The 18,186-nt window shown below is 64.4% G+C and carries 15 protein-coding genes, 4 pseudogenes and 1 riboswitch; of the genes and pseudogenes, 14 read left to right on the plus strand and 5 right to left on the minus strand.

Annotation, left to right across the window (positions count from 1 at the left end; translation table 11 throughout):
* Positions 1–1,074 (plus strand): ABC transporter substrate-binding protein, encoded by a 1,074-nt coding sequence (locus CKV91_RS03815; protein ID WP_021104767.1) that lies wholly within the window; start codon positions 1–3, stop codon positions 1,072–1,074.
* A 410-nt stretch (positions 1,075–1,484) separates the two neighbouring features.
* Here the strand turns inward: CKV91_RS03815 and CKV91_RS03820 are convergent, their stop codons facing one another.
* On the minus strand, positions 1,485–2,132 hold the full coding sequence (locus tag CKV91_RS03820; protein ID WP_021104768.1) for a precorrin-8X methylmutase: 648 nt from the start codon (positions 2,130–2,132) through the stop codon (positions 1,485–1,487).
* 382 nt (positions 2,133–2,514) lie between these two features.
* Here CKV91_RS03820 and CKV91_RS03825 point away from each other — a divergent pair, with 382 nt between their 5' ends.
* The 4 genes from CKV91_RS03825 (at position 2,515) to CKV91_RS03840 (ending at position 5,549) form a co-directional block, all read left to right on the plus strand.
* Positions 2,515–3,219, plus strand: coding sequence for an energy-coupling factor ABC transporter permease (locus tag CKV91_RS03825; protein WP_021104769.1), 705 nt, complete (start codon positions 2,515–2,517; stop codon positions 3,217–3,219).
* Complete coding sequence (locus CKV91_RS03830) at positions 3,212–3,634, plus strand: energy-coupling factor ABC transporter substrate-binding protein (RefSeq protein ID WP_021104770.1); 423 nt, start codon at positions 3,212–3,214, stop codon at positions 3,632–3,634. The genes CKV91_RS03825 and CKV91_RS03830 overlap by 8 nt, the downstream gene beginning before the upstream one ends.
* Complete coding sequence (gene cbiQ, locus CKV91_RS03835) at positions 3,634–4,452, plus strand: cobalt ECF transporter T component CbiQ (protein ID WP_021104771.1); 819 nt, start codon at positions 3,634–3,636, stop codon at positions 4,450–4,452. Before CKV91_RS03830 ends, cbiQ begins: the two co-directional genes overlap by 1 nt.
* 299 nt (positions 4,453–4,751) lie before the next feature.
* Positions 4,752–5,549: an energy-coupling factor ABC transporter ATP-binding protein gene (locus tag CKV91_RS03840; RefSeq protein WP_036903845.1), complete on the plus strand. Its 798-nt coding sequence runs from the start codon at positions 4,752–4,754 to the stop codon at positions 5,547–5,549.
* Positions 5,550–6,038: 489 nt separating this feature from the next.
* On the opposite strand, the gene cbiT is transcribed toward CKV91_RS03840, so the two are convergent.
* On the minus strand, positions 6,039–6,632 hold the full coding sequence (cbiT, locus tag CKV91_RS03845; protein WP_065860882.1) for a precorrin-6Y C5,15-methyltransferase (decarboxylating) subunit CbiT: 594 nt from the start codon (positions 6,630–6,632) through the stop codon (positions 6,039–6,041).
* Between the two features lie 70 nt (positions 6,633–6,702).
* A riboswitch (cobalamin riboswitch) is annotated at positions 6,703–6,788 on the plus strand.
* Between the two features lie 69 nt (positions 6,789–6,857).
* Between cbiT and CKV91_RS03850 the strand changes: the two are divergent.
* Positions 6,858–7,112, plus strand: a pseudogene (locus CKV91_RS03850) (cob(I)yrinic acid a,c-diamide adenosyltransferase); the annotation flags it as partial.
* Between the two features lie 106 nt (positions 7,113–7,218).
* Here CKV91_RS03850 and CKV91_RS03855 read toward each other — a convergent pair.
* Positions 7,219–7,891, minus strand: a pseudogene (locus tag CKV91_RS03855) (EcsC family protein).
* 309 nt (positions 7,892–8,200) lie between these two features.
* Between CKV91_RS03855 and CKV91_RS09760 the strand changes: the two are divergent.
* From CKV91_RS09760 to CKV91_RS03890, 7 genes and pseudogenes are all read left to right on the plus strand, one after another.
* Positions 8,201–8,329, plus strand: a pseudogene (locus CKV91_RS09760) (energy-coupling factor transporter transmembrane component T); the annotation flags it as partial.
* Complete coding sequence (locus CKV91_RS09360) at positions 8,324–8,956, plus strand: energy-coupling factor transporter transmembrane component T (protein WP_231933838.1); 633 nt, start codon at positions 8,324–8,326, stop codon at positions 8,954–8,956. The pseudogene CKV91_RS09760 and the gene CKV91_RS09360, both read left to right, overlap by 6 nt.
* Positions 8,953–10,440 (plus strand): ABC transporter ATP-binding protein, encoded by a 1,488-nt coding sequence (locus CKV91_RS03870; RefSeq protein WP_021106239.1) that lies wholly within the window; start codon positions 8,953–8,955, stop codon positions 10,438–10,440. Before CKV91_RS09360 ends, CKV91_RS03870 begins: the two co-directional genes overlap by 4 nt.
* The gene (locus CKV91_RS03875; protein ID WP_021106238.1) at positions 10,437–11,030 is read left to right on the plus strand and encodes an MptD family putative ECF transporter S component; all 594 of its coding nucleotides are present in this window, start codon (positions 10,437–10,439) and stop codon (positions 11,028–11,030) included. Before CKV91_RS03870 ends, CKV91_RS03875 begins: the two co-directional genes overlap by 4 nt.
* Positions 11,027–12,847, plus strand: a complete 1,821-nt coding sequence (locus tag CKV91_RS03880) for an ABC transporter ATP-binding protein (protein ID WP_021106237.1) — start codon at positions 11,027–11,029, stop codon at positions 12,845–12,847. The genes CKV91_RS03875 and CKV91_RS03880 overlap by 4 nt, the downstream gene beginning before the upstream one ends.
* Positions 12,844–14,637: an ABC transporter ATP-binding protein gene (locus CKV91_RS03885; RefSeq protein WP_021106236.1), complete on the plus strand. Its 1,794-nt coding sequence runs from the start codon at positions 12,844–12,846 to the stop codon at positions 14,635–14,637. The genes CKV91_RS03880 and CKV91_RS03885 overlap by 4 nt, the downstream gene beginning before the upstream one ends.
* Positions 14,634–15,278, plus strand: coding sequence for a TetR/AcrR family transcriptional regulator (locus CKV91_RS03890; RefSeq protein ID WP_021106235.1), 645 nt, complete (start codon positions 14,634–14,636; stop codon positions 15,276–15,278). The genes CKV91_RS03885 and CKV91_RS03890 overlap by 4 nt, the downstream gene beginning before the upstream one ends.
* 390 nt (positions 15,279–15,668) lie before the next feature.
* Here CKV91_RS03890 and CKV91_RS03895 read toward each other — a convergent pair whose 3' ends face one another.
* Together CKV91_RS03895 and CKV91_RS09365 are read right to left on the minus strand one after the other, a co-directional pair.
* The gene (locus CKV91_RS03895; protein ID WP_231933810.1) at positions 15,669–17,099 is read right to left on the minus strand and encodes an MFS transporter; all 1,431 of its coding nucleotides are present in this window, start codon (positions 17,097–17,099) and stop codon (positions 15,669–15,671) included.
* Positions 17,100–17,161: 62 nt separating this feature from the next.
* Positions 17,162–17,254 (minus strand): annotated as a pseudogene (locus tag CKV91_RS09365) (cupin domain-containing protein); the annotation flags it as partial.
* 348 nt (positions 17,255–17,602) lie between these two features.
* On the opposite strand from CKV91_RS09365, the gene CKV91_RS03900 reads away from it, so the two are divergent.
* Positions 17,603–18,166 (plus strand): GNAT family N-acetyltransferase, encoded by a 564-nt coding sequence (locus CKV91_RS03900; RefSeq protein ID WP_016666252.1) that lies wholly within the window; start codon positions 17,603–17,605, stop codon positions 18,164–18,166.
* The last annotated feature ends 20 nt before the right edge of the window (positions 18,167–18,186 follow it).

The following is an 18,186-nucleotide window of genomic DNA, read 5'->3' on the forward strand; positions in this document are numbered from 1 at the left end:
ATGTCCACCAAACTCCTACCTGTCGTCCTGGCCTCCTGCCTGGCTGTGGGACTCACCGCCTGTGGCGGTGGATCAGCCTCCAAGAGCGGCGAGTCCGCCAAGGACTTCAACGAAGTCACCGTGACCAACTGTGGCAAGAAGGTCACCTACCCCAAGAAGGCCGAGCGACTCTACGTCAATGACGGCAGCATCATCGCCATGGCGCTGAGCGCCGGGGCGCAAAAGCAGATCGCCGCGATAAGTTCGGCAGATCGGGACAAGGAGATCCTCACTGCCAAGTACGGGGCCGACACCATCAACAGTCTGCACGAGGGCGTCAAGGGTTACATGACCCTTGAGTCGGTCATCGCCAACAGGCCCGACGTCGTCGTCGCCGGGTGGGACTACGGATTCTCCGAGGCGAACAACCTCACCCCCGACAACCTGCACGACAAGGGCATCAACAGTTACCTTCTCACCGAGTCATGCCGACAGAAGGACGGGCAGAGCGCCCGCGGTGTCATGGACCCTTGGAACGCAGTGCGGACCGACATCACCAACCTTGCCACCCTCACCGGCAACGAGCAGACCGGCAAGAAGGCCGTGCAGGACATGGACGATCGGCTCGACGCCCTCCAGAAGGCTCCGAAGGCCAGGAAGACCCCGACGGTGCTGCTCTTCGACTCGGCCAAGGACACCGTCTTCACCAGTGGTAGCAAGGGTGGGCCACAGGCCATCATCAACGCGGCGGATGCGCAGAACGGCGCTCACGACGTCAATGACACCTGGGTGCGTATCGGCTGGGAGAAGGTGGCGACGATGAACCCCGACGCCATCGCCTTCGTCGACTACGACGCCCAGCCCTACAGCGAGAAGATCAAGATTCTGGAATCGAATCCGGCGACCAAGAACCTGGACGCGGTGAAGAAGAAGCGCTACCTCAACCTCCCCATCGCCATGTGGACCTCCGGCCCGCTCAACATCGATGCCGCCGAGCACCTGCGGGTCAGCCTGGAGAAGTGGGGGTTGGAGCCCAAGTCGTCGATCAAACCCCAGCTGAGGATTCCGGCCTCCGTGCCCGGGCACGAGGGCTGAGAAGCCAAGTGCACTGCCCGGGTCACCTGGCTGGAGGAGACCAGCTGTCCGGCCCTCGGAGGCGCGGCGCCCGTGACGCGTGGTTGCTGTTGGCCACGACGAGAGGCGGGCGCGGGGCAGGCGTCCGGTGCGGGTGAGCTGCGGGGTCCGGCTGGGATGGTGAGATGCGGCTGGGCTCTGCCAGACGACCCTCGTCCGAGTACGGACGAGGGTTTCGTCCATCTGGCGAAACCGATGCGCGACGGTCATCCGAAGTGGTCAAACCCGTGTCCCATCAGGGCTGATGGAGTCTCAATCTCACCGCAATGCCCCCCAAAACCATCTCTTCCAATGGTGGCGAGAATCTGTCATGGGGGGGATTCCTGGTGTGAGTGCCCCAGCGTGATTTGAATGAGCCGGTGACGTGCTTCTCAGCGGTGATCGTTGGTGAGCTCGGCGGTGGAGGCGATGGCGTTGACTGCCGCGACGGCGATGGCTGAGCCGCCACGACGTCCCAGCAGGGTGATGTACTCCAGCCCCAGGTTGGAGTCGACCAGCGCCTGCTTGGACTCTGCGGCACCCACGAATCCCACCGGGATGCCGACGACGGCAGCCGGGCGCGCCCCGGTCTGTTCACACACCTCCAGAAGGTGGAACAGCGCAGTGGGGGCATTGCCGATGGCCACGACCGCCCCGTCCAGATGATCCTCGGCGGCCCACAGATCGACGGCGGCGCACGTCTTGGTCGTGTCGTTGCGCTTGGCGAGCTCGGTCAGGCGCGGCTCCTTGATGTGACAGACGACCTGCACCCCTTCGGGCAGTCGGGAACGGATGATGCCGGTCGCCGTCATGGAGGAGTCGCACAGGATGTTCGCGCCAGACGCCAGCGCACGACGCGTGGCCTCGACCACACCGGGGGTGAAGGCGATGTCACCGGCAATTGCCGGGTCTGCTGCGGCGTGGATCATTCGCACGACGACTCGCTCGACATCGGCGGGGAATCGCGCAAGATCCGCTTCCTCGCGGATGATACGGAATGACTCCTTGTAGATGTCGGATCCGTTGTTGACGTATGACATGACCACTCCTCGCAGCTGGATGACACCTCGAGCCTAGCGTCTCGTTGGCCAGCAGAGAGTTCTGCAGGTCACTGGTACAGGCAATGAACGCGGCGCCACGGATCGTGAGTGAGAGGACGTGGCGGCAGGGGTGGTGCCGTGCAAGGCCTGGTCTGTCAAATGTGCATGTCCCCGATTACATGTGTGCAGACCGATGTGAAACAATGAAGCTCGACAACAGAACAGTCTCGTCGCATCTGGGCGGAAGCCGGGGAATTCCGGCACGGTCGCGCCACTGTGAACACTTCGTGCAACTCTTTGCCCAAGTGGGAGTCAGGAACGCCGTTGTGGACGAGCCTTTCCAGCACGGAACGCAAGATTCCGAGAAAGGAGAAAGTCCCTCATGCACATTGCAGAAGGAATCCTCTCACCGGCGCAATGCGGTGTGTGGTACGCCGTCAGCGCACCATTCGTCGTCTGGGGTGCCGTTGAGGTCGTCAAGGAGGTGAAGCACCACCCCGAGAACCGGCTGCTGCTGGCCACCGCCGGTGCCTTCACCTTCGTGCTGTCGGCCATCAAACTGCCCAGTGTGTCCGGTTCGTCCTCCCACCCCACCGGTACCGGAGCCGGTGCCGTCCTCTTCCGTCCCCCGGTCATGGCCTTCCTCGGCATGATCGTCCTCATCTTCCAGGCTCTGCTACTTGCACACGGCGGAATCTCGACGTTGGGGGCCAACACCTTCTCGATGGCGATCGTCGGCCCGTGGGTCGGATACGCGTTCTACAAGCTCACCAAGGTTTGCCACGGGCCAGATGCCTTGGCGATCTTCCTGGCCATGGCCACAGCCGACTTCTCCACCTACTGCGTCACCAGCGTCCAGCTGGGCATTGCCTTCCCCGACCAGCAGTCCGGTGTCGGGGGTGCTGCTGCCAAGTTCCTCGGTATCTTCGCAACCACCCAGGTGCCGTTGGCCATCGCCGAGGGATTCCTCGGCATCCTGCTGTTCCGTTTCCTGGCCAACGTTGCCGCACCCCAGCTGCGCAAGCTTGGTGTGCTTGCCGACGAGCCGGCCGAGTCTGCTGACGCTGCGGAGGTGTCCCATGCCTGAGAAGTCCGTTCACAAGTCTGATACGTCGCTGACCAAGAGGTCCAAGTGGGTCACCCCGGTCCTCATCATCCTGCTCATCGCGATCTTCGTCATCTGCATGGTCTTCGGTGGCCGCAAGACCACCCATGACGGTGAAGGTTTCGGTGGAACCGACGACGCCGCAGCCGATGCAGCCGAGGAGGCCGGTGCCAAGCCATGGATCGAGCCGATCTTCGAGCCTTCCTCCGGCGAGGTCGAATCAGGTCTGTTCGCCATGCAGGCCGCCCTCGGTGCTGGAATCGTCGGCTACGCCCTGGGCCGGATGTCTGGCCGCAAGCGCGGTGCCGAGGAGGCCATGGCTGCCTCTGACCTGAGCGATGCCACGGCCGTCGAGGCGGGAAAGACGAATGCCGCTCCCGCCAACCCGGTTGCCTGATGCAGATCACCTCTCTTGACGATGCCGCCTGGGATTCTCCCTGGCGGCATCGCCGTGTGGGGGAGAAGGTGGCGCTGAGCACCGGCCTCCTTCTCACCTCCTTGTGCACCCCGGAGGTGCTCGTCCATGGCGCACCCATCGGCGTGTGGCCGGGTGCCCTCATGGTGGCAGTCGTCTCGGTGGTCGTCATCGTCAGATTCGCGCACATCCAGCCCCGAGTGCTGTGGCAGGCCATGGCGGCCCCGATCGTCTTCCTCGTCATCGGTGGTATCTCGGTGCTCATCAGCGTGGGTACCTCGACCGGCGGGCCGGAGTGGTGGCGTGCCGGTGGGGTGAGCATCGGCCCGGCATCTGCGGCGCAGGCCGCTTCCCTGGTGGAACACGGCCTGGGCGGCACCCTGGCGGTGATGGTGCTCGGCGTGACAACACCGATGGTCGACCTGCTCACCTGGTTGCGCACATTCCACATTCCCGATCCGCTGCTGGAGATCTCCTCGCTCACCTACCGGCTCATCTTCGTGCTGCTCGGAACGTTCTTCACGGCCCAGGAGGCCCAGCGCAACCGTCTCAGCGACGACGCCCCCAGCCGGAAGCGACGCTGGGAGAACACTGCTGCGCTTCTGGGATCGGTGGCCGTGCGGTCGTGGAATCGTGCTGAGCGGCTCAATGACGGCTTGACGAATCGTGGATTCGAGTCGTCCCTGGTGACCTTGACCATGCCACGTCGGGCCAGCACGAAACTCATGGTGTCCACTGTGGTGAGCTTGGTGGCGATCTGGGCGATCACATGGGCGACGACAGGAAGGTTGTGGCGATGACCGACAACGAATCCAGAGGCACCGGAGAATCCAGCGACACCGGGGAATCCAGAAGTATCGGGTCGGACAAGGCTCGCAGTGGTCAGATGGGCGTGGACGCCTCCCATGCCCTCCGCACCGAGACAGGACCCCGCACCGCGACAGGTCACACACCACCGGGCAATTCCGGGACGAGCTCAGCGGCGCACGGTGCTGGGGCCAGTGAGGTTCATGACTCCGACGATGCTGGCGGGGACGACGCTGGCGCGGCCCCCAGCGCTGATGTCACCCAGGATGCCGAGGGTGCCCCTACCGTCCTGATGCAGACCCGGGCCATGTGTGCCACCCATCCCGGGCGTCCCATGGTGCTGCGGGACGTCGACCTGCGGCTGCATCAGGGGGTGCGCGTCGCAATCCTTGGCGCCAACGGCTCGGGCAAGACGACCCTGCTGCGCTGCCTGTCCGGCTCCCTCGAACCGGTGTCCGGTGAGGTGCTGCGTGAGGGCAAACGTCTGGAGCACAACAAGAAGGCGCTGCGGGAGCATCGTCGCGTCGTCCAGCACGTCCTGCAGGATCCCGACGACCAGCTCTTCAGTGCAGACGTCTTCCAGGACGTCTCGTTCGGCCCGATGAACATGGGACTCGACGAGGACGAGGTGCGCGAACGAGTCACCGGGGCCCTCACCCTGCTGGGCGCCGATCACCTGGCCGAACGCGCCACCCACCAGCTGTCCTACGGGGAACGCAAACGTGTCGCGGTGGCCGGAGCCATGGCCATGCGACCCAAACTGCTCATGCTCGACGAACCGACCGCCGGGCTGGACCCCGACGGTGTGTCGCGGATGATGGCGGCGTTGGGACGGTTGCACCAGACCGGCACGACGGTGGCCATGGCAACCCATGACGTCGATCTGGCCCTGGCCTGGGCCGACGAGGCCCTCGTCGTGGTGGATCACAGTGTCGTCCAGGGGCCGATCGACGAGATGCTCGCCGACTCCGACATCGTGGAACGGGCACACCTGCACCTGCCGTGGGCGCTGGATCTCGCCCAGCGCATGGGAGTGAGTAGCCTGCCACGCACCATGGATGAGGTGGTTGCCGCCCTCGAGGCGCGGTGAGCCAAGCTGGCCCGGCACCAAAGCTGGCCCGACCCGGTATCGGAAGCAGACCTGACCCGGCCAGCTTGGCAGACCCGGCCCGATATCAAAGCTGGCCCCGGCTCGGGACCGACGCACGCCCGGTACGGCACCAAGGCAGGCCCGGCATCACAGCCAGGCCGGTGGCACAGCTCGGCAGACTCCGGGTGCTGCCCCCGTCGAACTGCCGAGCTGCCACGGTGAATGGCCGTCGCGAGCGATGGTTCGGCACGGGCTGCTTTCGACACGGGCGGCTGGGGTTCCCTGGAGTTGTCAGGTGGGCGGTGTCGTGTGAGGACTGGTGCGAGCGCTACCACGTGGGGAAGCTGTCGGGGGGAGCGGTGCCGCGTGGGGGAGCTGGCATGACCACCCAGAAGCTCCAGAAGCTGATGTGAGCGCCCACGTGGGGAGCTGGTGTGGGCATCCGCGCGGGCAGCGTGAGCACTGCCACGCGAGGTGGCGGTCTGAACCTCAGTCCTTGACCCAGCTCCATGCGACGACGGTGCGGGCGGGTTTCCACCCGCGCAGCCGCCCGATGTGGTCGGCGTTCTCCACCGAGAACCGCATGAGCTCACCGCCCAGCCGCCCCGACAGGTCGACAACCAGGGTCTCGGCCTCCATCGTCACCCCGTGGACGACGATCCTTCCATCCTGCGGCAACCGTGCCAGGCAGGCGTCCACGAGCTCAGCTGTCGCCCCGCCACCGATGAACACGGCATCCGGGGTGGGCAGCCCGTCGGGCAGCCCCTCGGTGAGGTCGTGATCGATCACCGTGAACTGTCCCGGTGCGGTGAGATTCTCGGCATTGGTACGTGCGTTGGCGGCTCGGTCGGCCCGCCGCTCCACCCCGACCGCGGTACAGGTGGGATCGGTACGGCACCACTCCACGGCGACCGATCCGGCGCCGGTGCCCAGATCCCACAGCGTCTGCCCGGGCATGGGGCGCAGGGCGGCCAGCGCCACCGCGCGCACCGGATGCTTCGTGATGAGCCCGTCATGGGCAAAGTGTTCCTCGTCAAGGCCGGGGGTGCGGCCCAGTTTTGCGGTGTCAGGGTCAATGGTCACGGCTCAAGGGTATGCCGGGTGAGTGAAAACACCTTCGGTGTGTCAGAATCGCGGTACCGGCCAGGAGGAATCCGGTGTGAGTCCGGAGCGGTCCCGCCACTGTGAGCCCCGTCGGGCGTGCCTCGACCACCGAGGCGCCTCGATGCGCAAGCCAGGTCGTCCGGGTCGGTGCTGAGTCAGATCGACGCTGCCATGATGCGGGCGAGGACCCGCGAGGAGGTTTCCATGCCAGCAGGCCAGAGCCCCATCACTCAGGACCCGAATGCCGTCCAGGATGGCCGCACCACCAGACAACGGCGTCTGAGACCGGTCGTCATGGTCAACACTGGTGAGGGCAAGGGCAAGACCACTGCCGCCATGGGAACCGCGCTGCGCGCGTGGAACCACGGCTGGGACGTCGGGGTGTTCCAATTCGTCAAGTCCGGTCGTTGGCACGTCGGCGAGCAGGATGCCCTGCAGGCCCTGGGAAGTCTGCACGACGGCTGCGCGGGCTGTCGGGCTGCTTCGTCGCAGCCGCACACGTCGGCCCGGGGCACGCCGTCGGCAAACCTTCTGACGCGTCCCGGACCGAACACAGATCCTGGCCTCAGCCGTGCGGGCGGCGGGTCGGGAACTGCTTGCGGGCGTAACGAGCGACGCTCCAGGTGGTGAACCCGTCGGTGGTGGCTCCGACTCCACCACCTAACACGGGCACGCGCTTGGAGACGAAGACCGGCAGTTTCTTGCCCGCAACTTGGCCCATGAGGACGTTGACGAGGTTACGGGCGACGACCTTCTCCAGATCGGCGTCCCCCCACCGGGGCGGTGGCGATGCCCATCGGGGTCGTCGGAAGCTTCTCCTCGTGAATGAGGCTGTCGACCTCACGCTGACCCATGAGGGTGGCGAGGATGGCGGTCCGGACGCGCTGGTCGTCAAGGTCGTAGCCGCGTAGGTGGGCGATGGCAGCCACCATGCGGGCCTGGACGATCGCGACGCCCGAGATGTTGGCGGGGATGGTCACGGCCAAGGTGACGACGCCACCGAGGTTGGAGACGAATCCCTGTGCACCGGCCATGGCGATGTGCTGGTTGACGAGGGAGTTGATGGCCTGTTCGACGTCACCGTCGTGCTTGGTGAGGGTCTTACCAGCGGCCTGACGCGCTCCCGGCAGCGATGAGGCACCGTCGATGGCGAATCCCAGGATGCTGCGCAGCATCGAGACGGCCGCGCCGGGTGCCTGAGCCAGCAGGGCCTTGCCGATGTTGCTTCCGATTCCCACGAGGGTCTCCTCTCGATCAACTCACTTCAAGGGTAGCCGTGGGGGCAGGGCGAGTCCTGTGGTGTTCGCGTTGAGGTGGTGACGGGCAATGCCCGTGGTGATCGCGCCTGCGCGAGGCCGCGATTCCTCCGAACGTGGTGTGCCCTCCAGCGTCACCAGTAGGACCGCCTGTCTGGCCTGTGAGTGTCTCTCCTTGCCAGGGCGTGAATGACCCCTATTTGTTAACGAGGATAACTAATGAGTTAGGGTTGCCTTATGAATTGTGACGAGGTGACCGTGGCCCGACAAGGTGACATCCCCCCGCTCCCGATGGCCCGCGCCATGGCCGGAAGCGCGCTGACCACCACCCATCGGCCCCGCACTCGGGGGTTCCACGGTGCTGTGGACCCACGCACCCTGTTCCTCTATGTCATCGTTCTCAACGTCCTTCTCATGGGAGCGGGGTCGACGCCTCTGGTGCTGGCCTGCCTCGGTGTCGTCGCGGTGTCACTCGTGCTCACGACCCGCCCCACGACGTGGATCGGGTGGCTGGCCTTTGTCCTGGTGTGGGTCTTCTGCTGTTTCGCCCTTCCAGCCCTATGGCACTCGGCTGTTTCCGCATTTCTGGTCTTCATCGCCTTCTGGATGTTCCGCTTCGCAGGAGTCTTCGGCTCGGCAGTGGCTGCGATCAAGGTTCTCGACGTCACCCGGGTTGGTTCAGTCCTCACCCAGATGCGTGCGCCGCGGGTCGTGCAGGTCCCGGTGATGGTCGTGGTGAGGTTCTTCCCGATGGCAGTGCGCGAGCTGCGGGCGATCGTCCAGGCCATGACCCTGCGAGGCCTGAGACCCGGCGCCCGCTCAACCATGCGCCACCCGCTGCGTACGGGGGAATACGTCGTCATCCCCTTCTTGGCCTCGGCTGCCCGGATCGCCGACGAGCTCTCCGCCGCAGCCATCATCAAGGGGCTGGGTGCACAAAAATCCCGGTCCACCCTGGACCCGAGTCGTTTCCGTCTCGGTGACGTCGTCGTGCTGACGGTTTTGGTCGCGTTGATTGCCTGGCGCGTGACCGAGGTGATCGCATGAGCGTCAGCCTGACCGACGTCTCCTACGCCTACCCGGTCCCTGACCTCGACGGGTCCCCGTTCGATGACGGCCCCACGCCCGACCGAGAGGCCGTGGACCAGCTCCGGGACATCACCATGACGATCCGGCCCGGGACCCTGACCCTGCTCATTGGGGGATCAGGATCGGGGAAGTCCACCCTGCTGCGGACGATGAATGGCCTTGTCCCGAAGTTTTTCGAGGGCACCATGCGTGGCAAGGCGGAGGTGGACGGCACTGATCTGGCCGGGGTCGAACTCCACGACGTCGGGCGCACCTCGGCGATGATCTTCCAGAATCCTCGCACCCAGTTCTTCACCTCCAGCGTGCGAACCGAGCTGGCTTTCGGGCTGGAGAATTACGGGGTCGACCCGTCTGAGATCCGCGACGCTATGACTCGGGCAGTCGGCCAGACCGGCATCGCACACCTGCTCGACAGGCGGCTCGACACCCTCTCGGGAGGGGAGTTGCAGCGCGTCGCGTGTGCCTGTGCCCTGGTCACTGACGTCGATCTGCTCCTCTTCGACGAGCCGACCTCGAATCTCTCTGCCGAGGGAATCGACGATTTTCGCCACCTCGTCGCCCAGCTGAAGGCCTCCGGGAAGACGCTGGTCATTGCCGAGCATCGGCTGCACCTCTTCCGTGGGATGGTCGACGTCGTTCATCGCATTTCTGACGGCAGGGTCGCCGAAACCATGACCGGCGATGATCTTTTCAGCCTGACGGACATGGAACGGACCGAACGTGGCCTCCGCGCCGTCGATGTCGTCCCGGTGGACATACCCGAGCCGCCGACCGCCGCAGCCTCCTCCAACACCGATGGCCCAAAACTCCCGACTGGGCTGATGGTCGAGCACCTGTCCTTCTCCTACGGGCATGGCCCGACGATTCTCGACGTCGACTCCCTCTTCCTGCCGGCCGGAGCGGTGACGATCCTCACCGGCCCCAATGGCGCGGGCAAATCGACCTTGGCCCGACTGATCTGCGGGCTCGAAAAGTCCCCGCCCAGCGCCCGTATCGGCATGGGAGAGCCGTGGAGCACCGGCAGGAGGCAGAAATCGTGCGGGATGGTCATGCAGGACGTCCGCCGTCAGCTGTTCAGCGAGTCGGTGGAGCGGGAAGTCACCCTCGGTCTGGACCCGCGCCAACGCGATGCCGCCAACGTCCCGGCGCTCCTGGAACGTCTCGACCTGGTCGGCCAACGTGACCGTCACCCCTTGTCACTGTCCGGTGGGCAGGCCCAGCGCCTCGTCGTGGCGGCCACCATCGCTCAGGACAAGGAGGTCGTCATCTTCGACGAGCCCACATCGGGTGCCGATTTTCGTCACCTCACCTCGATCGCTGACCTCGTCGGTGATCTCGCGACCGCTGGGAAGGTCGTCATCGTCATCACCCACGACCCGGAGCTCATGGCCCGATGTGGGGATTACCTCATCAACATCACCACTCTGAAAGGACAATCATGAAACCCCGTCTGACAACGCGTGACCTGGTGAGTATCGCCATCTTCGCGGTGATCTTCTTCGTCGTCTTCTACGCCTGCGGCATGATCGGTCTCGCCGGTCCGGCCTTCATGTTCGTCGGTTGGATCCTGGGCATCCTGCTGGGCGGCATCGTCCTCATGTTGTCAGTTGCACGGGTGCCGAAAATTGGCACCATGACGATCACTGGTCTGCTCGTCGGGCTCGGTATGAGCCCGGGGCACACCATCTGGATGATCCCGGCTGGAATAGTGCTCGGATTCCTCTCCGACATCATCATCACCAATGCCGGCCGCAGCACCCGTCTCACGACGAGCTGCGCGATGCTCGGGTATGCCGTGTTCGTGCTGTGGATGATCGTGCCGCTCATCCCGATGCTCGTGAATACCGACGAGTACTACGCCATGATCACCGAGCAGATGGGTGCCGACTACTCCAACAAGATGCGGGAACTCTTCACACCTGGCCTGGTGGCGGGATGGGCCGTCATCGTCTTCCTGCTGGGGCTGGCCGGTGGCTGGTTGGGCATCAAGGTGGGTCGCAAGCACTTCCAGCGGGCAGGACTGACGAAGTGACCGAGATCTCCACGTCCCTGCAGGTGTGCCCCGACGCTGTCGCGCCGGGAGGAACTCAGGACTATCAGGCCAAGCACCGTGCCGGCGGCAAGGCCCTGTCGATGATCATGAGGCCCATTCGTGGGTACGTCATCGTTGCGCGGATCCTTGTCGTGGTGTCATGCATCGTCGCACTGGCCCCGTACGTCGCCCTGACGAGACTCGGCGCGATCCTGCTGGGTGATCACGTCGACCGTGAGGCGCTCACCCATACCGCCAATGTGCTGTGGATGGCTTTCTGCATCCAGGCCATGCTCTACGTGGTGGCCCTCCTCATCACTCACATCGCCGACATCAAGGTGCGCAACATCTTGCAGGATCGCATCATCGACCACATCTCGAAGGCGCCGCTGGCCTGGTTCAGCTCGTCGTCAACCGGTCGAGTGCGCAAGGCCATCCAGGACGACACCGTCCAGATCCACATGCTCGTCGCCCATGCGCCCGTTGAGCAAACCGCAGCCGTGGGAGTTCCGCTCGTCCTGCTCGTCTACGCCTTCGTGGTGGACTGGCGGCTGGGACTTCTCTCCATCGCCACCTTCCCGATCTACGCCCTGCTGCAGTGGGTGACGATGCGAGACATGGCCACCAAGACCGCCGAGATGGACGACAAACTGGCCGACATCTCATCCTCGTCGATCGAGCTGACGGAGGGGATCCACGTCGTCAAGAACTTCGGACAGACCGGTAAGGCCCATCGTCGCTTCACCCGTGCGTGCGAGGAGTTCGCCCAGTTCTACTGGAACTGGTGTGGCCCGCTCATCAAGGCGTCGGCCCTGTCTCTGTCGGTGATCTCGGTGGCCGCCCTCATGGCGATCAACCTGGGATTCGGTCTGCTCATGGCCAAGGCCGGCTGGGTGGGCGTCACCGACGTCCTCACCTGTTCACTCATCGCCCTGGTCCTGCCGCGCACCATCGAGGTACTGGGCAACATGGCATGGGGTTACCAACAGGCCGGCAACGCGGCTCTGCGTCTGCAGGACGTGCTGTCCATCGAGCAGATCAGCCATCCACAGGTCAGCGCGCGGATTCCTGATGACATGACGGTCACCTTTGACGACGTCAGCGCCTCCTACCTCACCCCTGACGGCGTCATCCCGGCGCTCAGCCACGTCAACCTGACGCTGCGTCCGGGGACGGTGACGGCTCTCGTCGGGCCGTCGGGGTCCGGCAAGTCGACCCTGGCGACGATGCTCGCCCGCTTCCGCGACCCTGATTCCGGGGTGGTGCGCATTGGTGGGGTCGACCTCAAGGACCTCGCCCAGGACGACCTCTACCGGTTGGTGTCCTTCGTCCTCCAGGATCCGTACATGCAGCGTCGGTCCATCCGTGACGTCATCACCCTGGCCCGTCCCGACGCCACCGACGACCAGGTGTGCGAGGCTGCTCGGGCCGCCCACATTCTTGACGACATCGACGCACTGCCGAAGGGTTTCGACACCGTCCTGGGTGAGGACACCGATTTCTCGGGTGGTCAGAAGCAGCGGCTGTCGATCGCCCGCGCTGTGCTCGCCGACGCCCCGATCCTCGTGCTCGACGAGGCGACGGCCGCCACCGATCCCGACTGCGAGGCGGAGATCCAGCAGGCCCTGGCTGCACTGGCCCGGGGCCGAACTGTGCTCGCCATCGGTCACCACGCCGAGTCGGTGGCCGGAGCTGACGTCATCTGCGTCATGGAGGGCGGTGGCATCGCAGCTTGCGGTTCGTCCGAGGAATTGGCCGACCAGCCCTACTGGGCGCGTCTGTCGGCAGGGCGAGCGATGGAAGGAGTCACTCAATGACCACGACCATGAACTCCCGCCTTTCCTGGGCGGGCGACATCCTGCTCCTGAACACCTTCAGGCCCCTTCTCACCGAGGAAGGAGCTGCCAAGTTCCGTCGCTCCCTGTGGCTGGCAGGTGTCCAGGGAGTCCTCGAGGGAGTTGGCCTGTTCGCCATCGTTCCGACGATCACGGCATTCGTCGAGGGTGGACCCTCGATGGGACTGACCTGGCAGGGCTGGGTGTGGGTGCTCGTCGCCCTGGCCGTTGCCGGGGCCGTCGTGACGTACTTCCAGTCGACGATCGGCTATCTCGCCGCGATGGATGTCATGGGAAAACTCAGCGTGCGCATCGGCGACCAGGTGGCGAGCCTGCCACTGGGATGGTTCCGCTCGAGTTTCCCCGGCCGCCTGTCCCGCCTTCTCACTCAGGGACTCATGCACCTGGGCGAGGGGTTGGCACATTTCACCGCCCCACTCGTGCGCGGTGCCGCGACCACCGTCGTCATGATGGTGCTCTCGTGGTTCTGGTCGTGGCAGTTGGGGTTGTCCCTGCTCATCTCGATGCCTGCGATGTGTCTGATCATGATCGCCTCGCGAGCCTTGTGGCTTCGCGGTGAGTCGGTGGTCCAGCCGACCGAGCAGGAACTGGCTGCCCGCATCGTCGAGTTCTGTGAGACCCAACCAGTGCTGAGGGCCGCCGGCCGAGCCGAGGGCTACGAGCCGCTTCGGAATGCACGCCGGGCCAATGAACGCGCCGCTCGTAAGTGTCTGGGGCTGGGCGTGACGGCGAACTTCCTCTCGGGTCTGGGTGCCCAGGCGGTCGCGGTCGTCCTCATCGTGCTGGCCGCGCGCATGGGCAGCAACGGCACCCTCGCCCCGGTCGCGACGGTTGCTTTCGTCGGCGTCTCGCTGCGCTACGCCAAGGTGTTGGAGGACGTCGTCTCGGCTGCTCTGTCCGTCGAGACCGCGCGCAAGCCGGTCAGTGAGGTCGACGAGATCCTCTCGGCTGAGGTGCTTCCCGAGCCCGAGGCCCCGGGCGACATGACAGCTCCCGGTGAGGTGTCCTTCGAAGACGTCTCCTTCGGTTATGACAAGGAGCACCCGGTCGTCCATGACGTCACGTTCACTGCTCCAGCGGGGGGTTTGACGGCCATTGTCGGCCCCTCGGGGGCTGGCAAGACGACTCTGTTCCGGCTCATGGCGAGGTTCTGGGACGTCGACTCCGGGACGGTGCGTGTCGGCGGACTGGACGTGCGCGACCAAACCACCGAGCAGCTCATGAGTCAGCTCGCCATGGTTTTCCAGGACGTTTATCTCTACGACTCCACTTTGGCGGAGAACATCCGCATCGGTGACCCGGATGCCACGGACGAGCAGGTCCGGAAGGCGGGGTCTCTGGCCGGGGTCGATGAGATCGCAGCTCGTCTGCCCGGTGGATGGGACGCCGGCGTTGGTGAAGGTGGCCGTCGTCTCTCGGGTGGTGAACGGCAACGGGTGTCGGTGGCACGAGCCTTGCTGAAACGCGCCCCGATCCTGCTCTTCGACGAGGCCACCTCTGCTCTCGACCCGGAGAACGAGGCCCACATCGAGGCCGCCCTGGCCCAGCTGCGTGAGTTCTCGACGATCCTCGTCATCGCTCACAAGCTCGACACCATCCGTTCGGCGGATCGCATCGTCGTCATCGATCACACCGGTAGAGTCTGCCAAGTGGGAACCCATGACGACCTCATTGCCAGCGGCGGTGCTTACGCCGATCTGTGGCATGCCCGGGAGCGGGCCGAGGGGTGGTCGCTCGTGGGCCGTGAATGATCAGCAAACGGCCAGGGCGCAGGCCTGCGTTTACGCGACGTCAGGCGATTGATGCAGCCCTGGCCGAGGGCATTGAGACCTTCACCTTGAGGGCGGTCGCTGATCGTCTCGGGGTGAAGGCCACCGCCTTGTACCGAGAGTTCAGTTCTCGTCAGGAACTGCAAGTGGCTGCAATCGCGGAGATCATGGTGGACATTGAACCCGATCCCAACGTCGCGAGTTGGCAGGACGCCCTTCGTCAGATTGTCGACCGTCAGTGGGCGTTGTGTGAGCGATATCCAGAGGCCCCGCTGGTGCTCATGACTCAGCCAGAGACTTTTGGGGCAGTCATGCCTCGCTGCGCGGCGATTGCGCAGGGATTGGCAGAACTTGGTATTCCCGGAGGAGTCGAGGGGGCCGCTTTCGCCTTCGATTTCGTCGGGGACACCACCTTCGAGACCTTCATCTCGATGCAGCCCTATCTGGTGGCTGACGAGGACGGACGCACCGGCGTCGAGAGAATCGGGGTCATGACCGAGGGCCTCCCCGACATCTTCGGGATGCAGGATCTGGGGGAGCGCGGCAATCTTGATCTCAAGGTTGAATTCATCATCGCCGGCATGGAGCACGGGCTGTTCCCTGGCGCGGTCACGCGGAAATGATCGCATTCCCAGACGGGGAATCCTCCTGCTGTTCCCCCATCCCGCGTTGTGACTCATCACCGTCCATCGGGGTGCATGTCAAACAGTGGGGTCTCCAGCTCACTGATGGCCCTGGCCAGGAGGCGACATCTTCAAGCAACTCCACACTTTGCTGCTGGCGGGGGTACAGCGCGTCGCATCGGCCAGACCCTTGCCGAGCGCGCATGGTGCCATGCTTCTGGTGCAGTTGGCCACCCCTGGTTCTCGGGTGCGCGGTGCTGGCCCCCCGGTATCTGCGTCAAGATGGCCCCGAACGTCCTGCCCGTCCTTGGCGAGGGCGGTTCTGGTGCTCTCCTCGTCCTCCTGGGAAAGCTCGTCGGAGTGGGAGCTGAGCAGGTTTGTTCGGAGTTCTCACCTGACTGAGGGCTGAGCCTGGGCCGCGCGATCTGACTGGTCTGCCTCGGCAGGCTTGGCCAGCCACGCTGCCTTTTCGCTGTGCCCGGAGCGGATGAGATAGCTCAGTGCGATGACGGCGAGCACGGCAACCAGACCCCAGGACAGGGCGTAAGGCCAGCGTGGTGGGGTGATCGGCGTTGAGGTACCGTGTTGGGGAAAGGCCACCGCGACCAGAGACGTGAGTAGCGGGACGAACATGGCGCTGGCAAGATTCTCGACGATGACGGATGATCCCGCGATGGCCTCGATGGGGATGCCGTCGGGGACGATGGGGTCCTCGAAGAGGGTGCTGAGGACGTCGAGGTAGACGACCCCCATGCCGATCCCGGCGCTGATCCACAGCACCATCATGGCCTGGAAGGGTGGCAGACCGGCCATCCGGGTGGCCAGAGCGATGGTGATGAGGGTCGACGCGGTGATGATGAGCCCGACGCCCACCCCGATCCGGATGAGGTAATGACGTGGATTCTTGGTGGGTTTGAGGCCGGCGAGTACGCCGGTGATGGCCCATCCGAGTCCGCCGCCGAGAATGATGTAGCCGAGGTCCTTGGCGTCACCGCCGAAGAGGTCGTGGTAGCTCAGCGTGACCAGCTCGTTGGCGGAGTAGTAGGCGCCGGTGAGGAAGAACAGACCTGCCAGGGCGTGCAGGCGGATGCCACCCGTGGTGAAAGTGTGCGGCGGCATGGAGATGATGGCCACCCAGCCCAGGATGAGGAATCCTGCGATCATGAGGACGTATTTCCACGGTGAGGGCACCGGGACGATTATGAGGGTGATGCCGATGGCGATGAGCCCGGTGGCCTTGAGGGGCATGGGGGAGTCGTCGCTGTGCTGGTCGGCGTCGAGGTTCTCGGCGATGACGATCCGCGCCGCGAGCAGGAAGGGCAGGTAACACAGCATCGCCCAGCGCCAGGAGAGCAGGTGGGTGACCCATGCGGCGTAGCTCGGGCCGACAATGGATGCGATGATCCAGCTGGCCGAGTTGAAAGCCAGGGTGAGTTGACGAGCTCGCCCGGTCAGTCCGACGGCGACGGCACCGATGGACGTCATGGCCAGGCAGGCCCCAGCGAATCCGCGGATCGCGCGGCCGATGAGAAAGACCCAAATGGTGGGGGCGGTGGCACTGATGATGGCCCCGACGATGAGGGCCGCTGTGGCCGTCAGGAGGATTCTCGGAAGTCGGCAGCGTCTGAGAAAGGTGGCACCGATGGGCAGGCCGACCATGGTGGAGAGGGATCCGACCCCGGTGATGACGCCGTACATGTCCTGGGCGTCGAGGTCGGCCGCCATGATCGGCAGGATGAGCTGGGTGAGGTAGGTCTGCATCCCGCCGATGAGTTCCAAGACGATGATGCAGATCGCCAGGACGAGGGAGTTCTTCTTCATCGTCATGGGCGAGTCTGGGGTGTCATCGGGGGGGCTCCTGGTCTGGGTCGACGCTGGGTTACTCAAGTATGCAGATCGTTTGCTCTCTTGGCAGGCTGGACGCTCCATTGCGGCGGGACGTCGACCCCGGACTTCTCGTCCTTGGCAGCAGTCTCGATGGCTGGATCGGCCTCGGTGAGGCTGTCGTTGCCCCACGATCTCGACCAATTCATTCTATGTGGTGGGTAAAATACGAAAAGGCGAACACGGGAACCGTGGCGATGAACCGTTGTGGTAGAGACGAACAACGCACCAGGAAATGACGTCCTTGTGCCGTGAAAAATAATCTGAAAGGAGCCTAGCCTGTTCACATATCAGGCGGTGTGGGTGGGAAGTCCAACATCCTTTGTCCCTGGAGATGCTTCCCGGGGAACATGTACGCAGGCTAGCCATGCGCAGCTTCCTGATTGACTCGCATGATGAGATCGGGTGCTCCTCAGATGTGTCGAGTTAGGATTGCCGACATGACTGCTCTTGCTGTGGGTCCGGTCGCTTTGCGTCCTCTCAAACTGACCGACGCGCCTAAGCTGCGCGCCATCGTCGACGAGGAGAGTTGGCAGGGCAATTCCACCCCGTTTCCAACGTCTGACGATCAGATGCGCGACCATCTCCGGTCACTGATCGAGGCGGACAATTTCGAGATGTATGCCGTCGAACTTGACGGACGGTTCGTTGGCCGGACCGGTCTGTATGACATTGTTCCGGGGATTCGTTGCCAGATCGGGTACACCATTTATGGTCGTAACGTGTGGGGCACGGTGGTGAACCCGTCTGCGAAGCTGATGTTGTTCCGGCGTGCCTTTGAGGACTTTGGTATGCACCGGGTCGCCCTGCGCTGTGATCATCGCAATACCCGCTCTCGTTCGGCGATTGCCCGGCTTGGGGCACAGCTTGAAGGCACGCTGCGATCTTTCCGTCCGGCGGCTGACGGAACCATCGCCGATATTGATTACTTCTCGGTAATCCGCGCTGAGTGGCCCGGTGTTGAAGCCGGGTTGGAGGAGAGGATCGCCCGGTATCAGGGCTAAGGCTGGGATCGATTTGCGGT

Source organism: Cutibacterium granulosum, assembly GCF_900186975.1.
GTDB lineage: Bacteria > Actinomycetota > Actinomycetes > Propionibacteriales > Propionibacteriaceae > Cutibacterium > Cutibacterium granulosum.

Coding starts and splice junctions, on each gene's coding strand:
- CKV91_RS03840 (WP_036903845.1), top strand. CDS start 4,752: ATGCAGACCCGGGCCATGTGTGCCACCCATCCCGGGCGTCCCATGGTG.
- cbiQ (WP_021104771.1), top strand. CDS start 3,634: ATGCAGATCACCTCTCTTGACGATGCCGCCTGGGATTCTCCCTGGCGG.
- CKV91_RS03885 (WP_021106236.1), top strand. CDS start 12,844: ATGACCACGACCATGAACTCCCGCCTTTCCTGGGCGGGCGACATCCTG.
- CKV91_RS03875 (WP_021106238.1), top strand. CDS start 10,437: ATGAAACCCCGTCTGACAACGCGTGACCTGGTGAGTATCGCCATCTTC.
- CKV91_RS03820 (WP_021104768.1), bottom strand. CDS start 2,132: ATGTCATACGTCAACAACGGATCCGACATCTACAAGGAGTCATTCCGT.
- CKV91_RS03900 (WP_016666252.1), top strand. CDS start 17,603: ATGACTGCTCTTGCTGTGGGTCCGGTCGCTTTGCGTCCTCTCAAACTG.
- CKV91_RS09360 (WP_231933838.1), top strand. CDS start 8,324: ATGGGAGCGGGGTCGACGCCTCTGGTGCTGGCCTGCCTCGGTGTCGTC.
- CKV91_RS03890 (WP_021106235.1), top strand. CDS start 14,634: ATGATCAGCAAACGGCCAGGGCGCAGGCCTGCGTTTACGCGACGTCAG.
- CKV91_RS03825 (WP_021104769.1), top strand. CDS start 2,515: ATGCACATTGCAGAAGGAATCCTCTCACCGGCGCAATGCGGTGTGTGG.
- CKV91_RS03815 (WP_021104767.1), top strand. CDS start 1: ATGTCCACCAAACTCCTACCTGTCGTCCTGGCCTCCTGCCTGGCTGTG.
- CKV91_RS03895 (WP_231933810.1), bottom strand. CDS start 17,099: ATGAAGAAGAACTCCCTCGTCCTGGCGATCTGCATCATCGTCTTGGAA.
- CKV91_RS03870 (WP_021106239.1), top strand. CDS start 8,953: ATGAGCGTCAGCCTGACCGACGTCTCCTACGCCTACCCGGTCCCTGAC.
- CKV91_RS03830 (WP_021104770.1), top strand. CDS start 3,212: ATGCCTGAGAAGTCCGTTCACAAGTCTGATACGTCGCTGACCAAGAGG.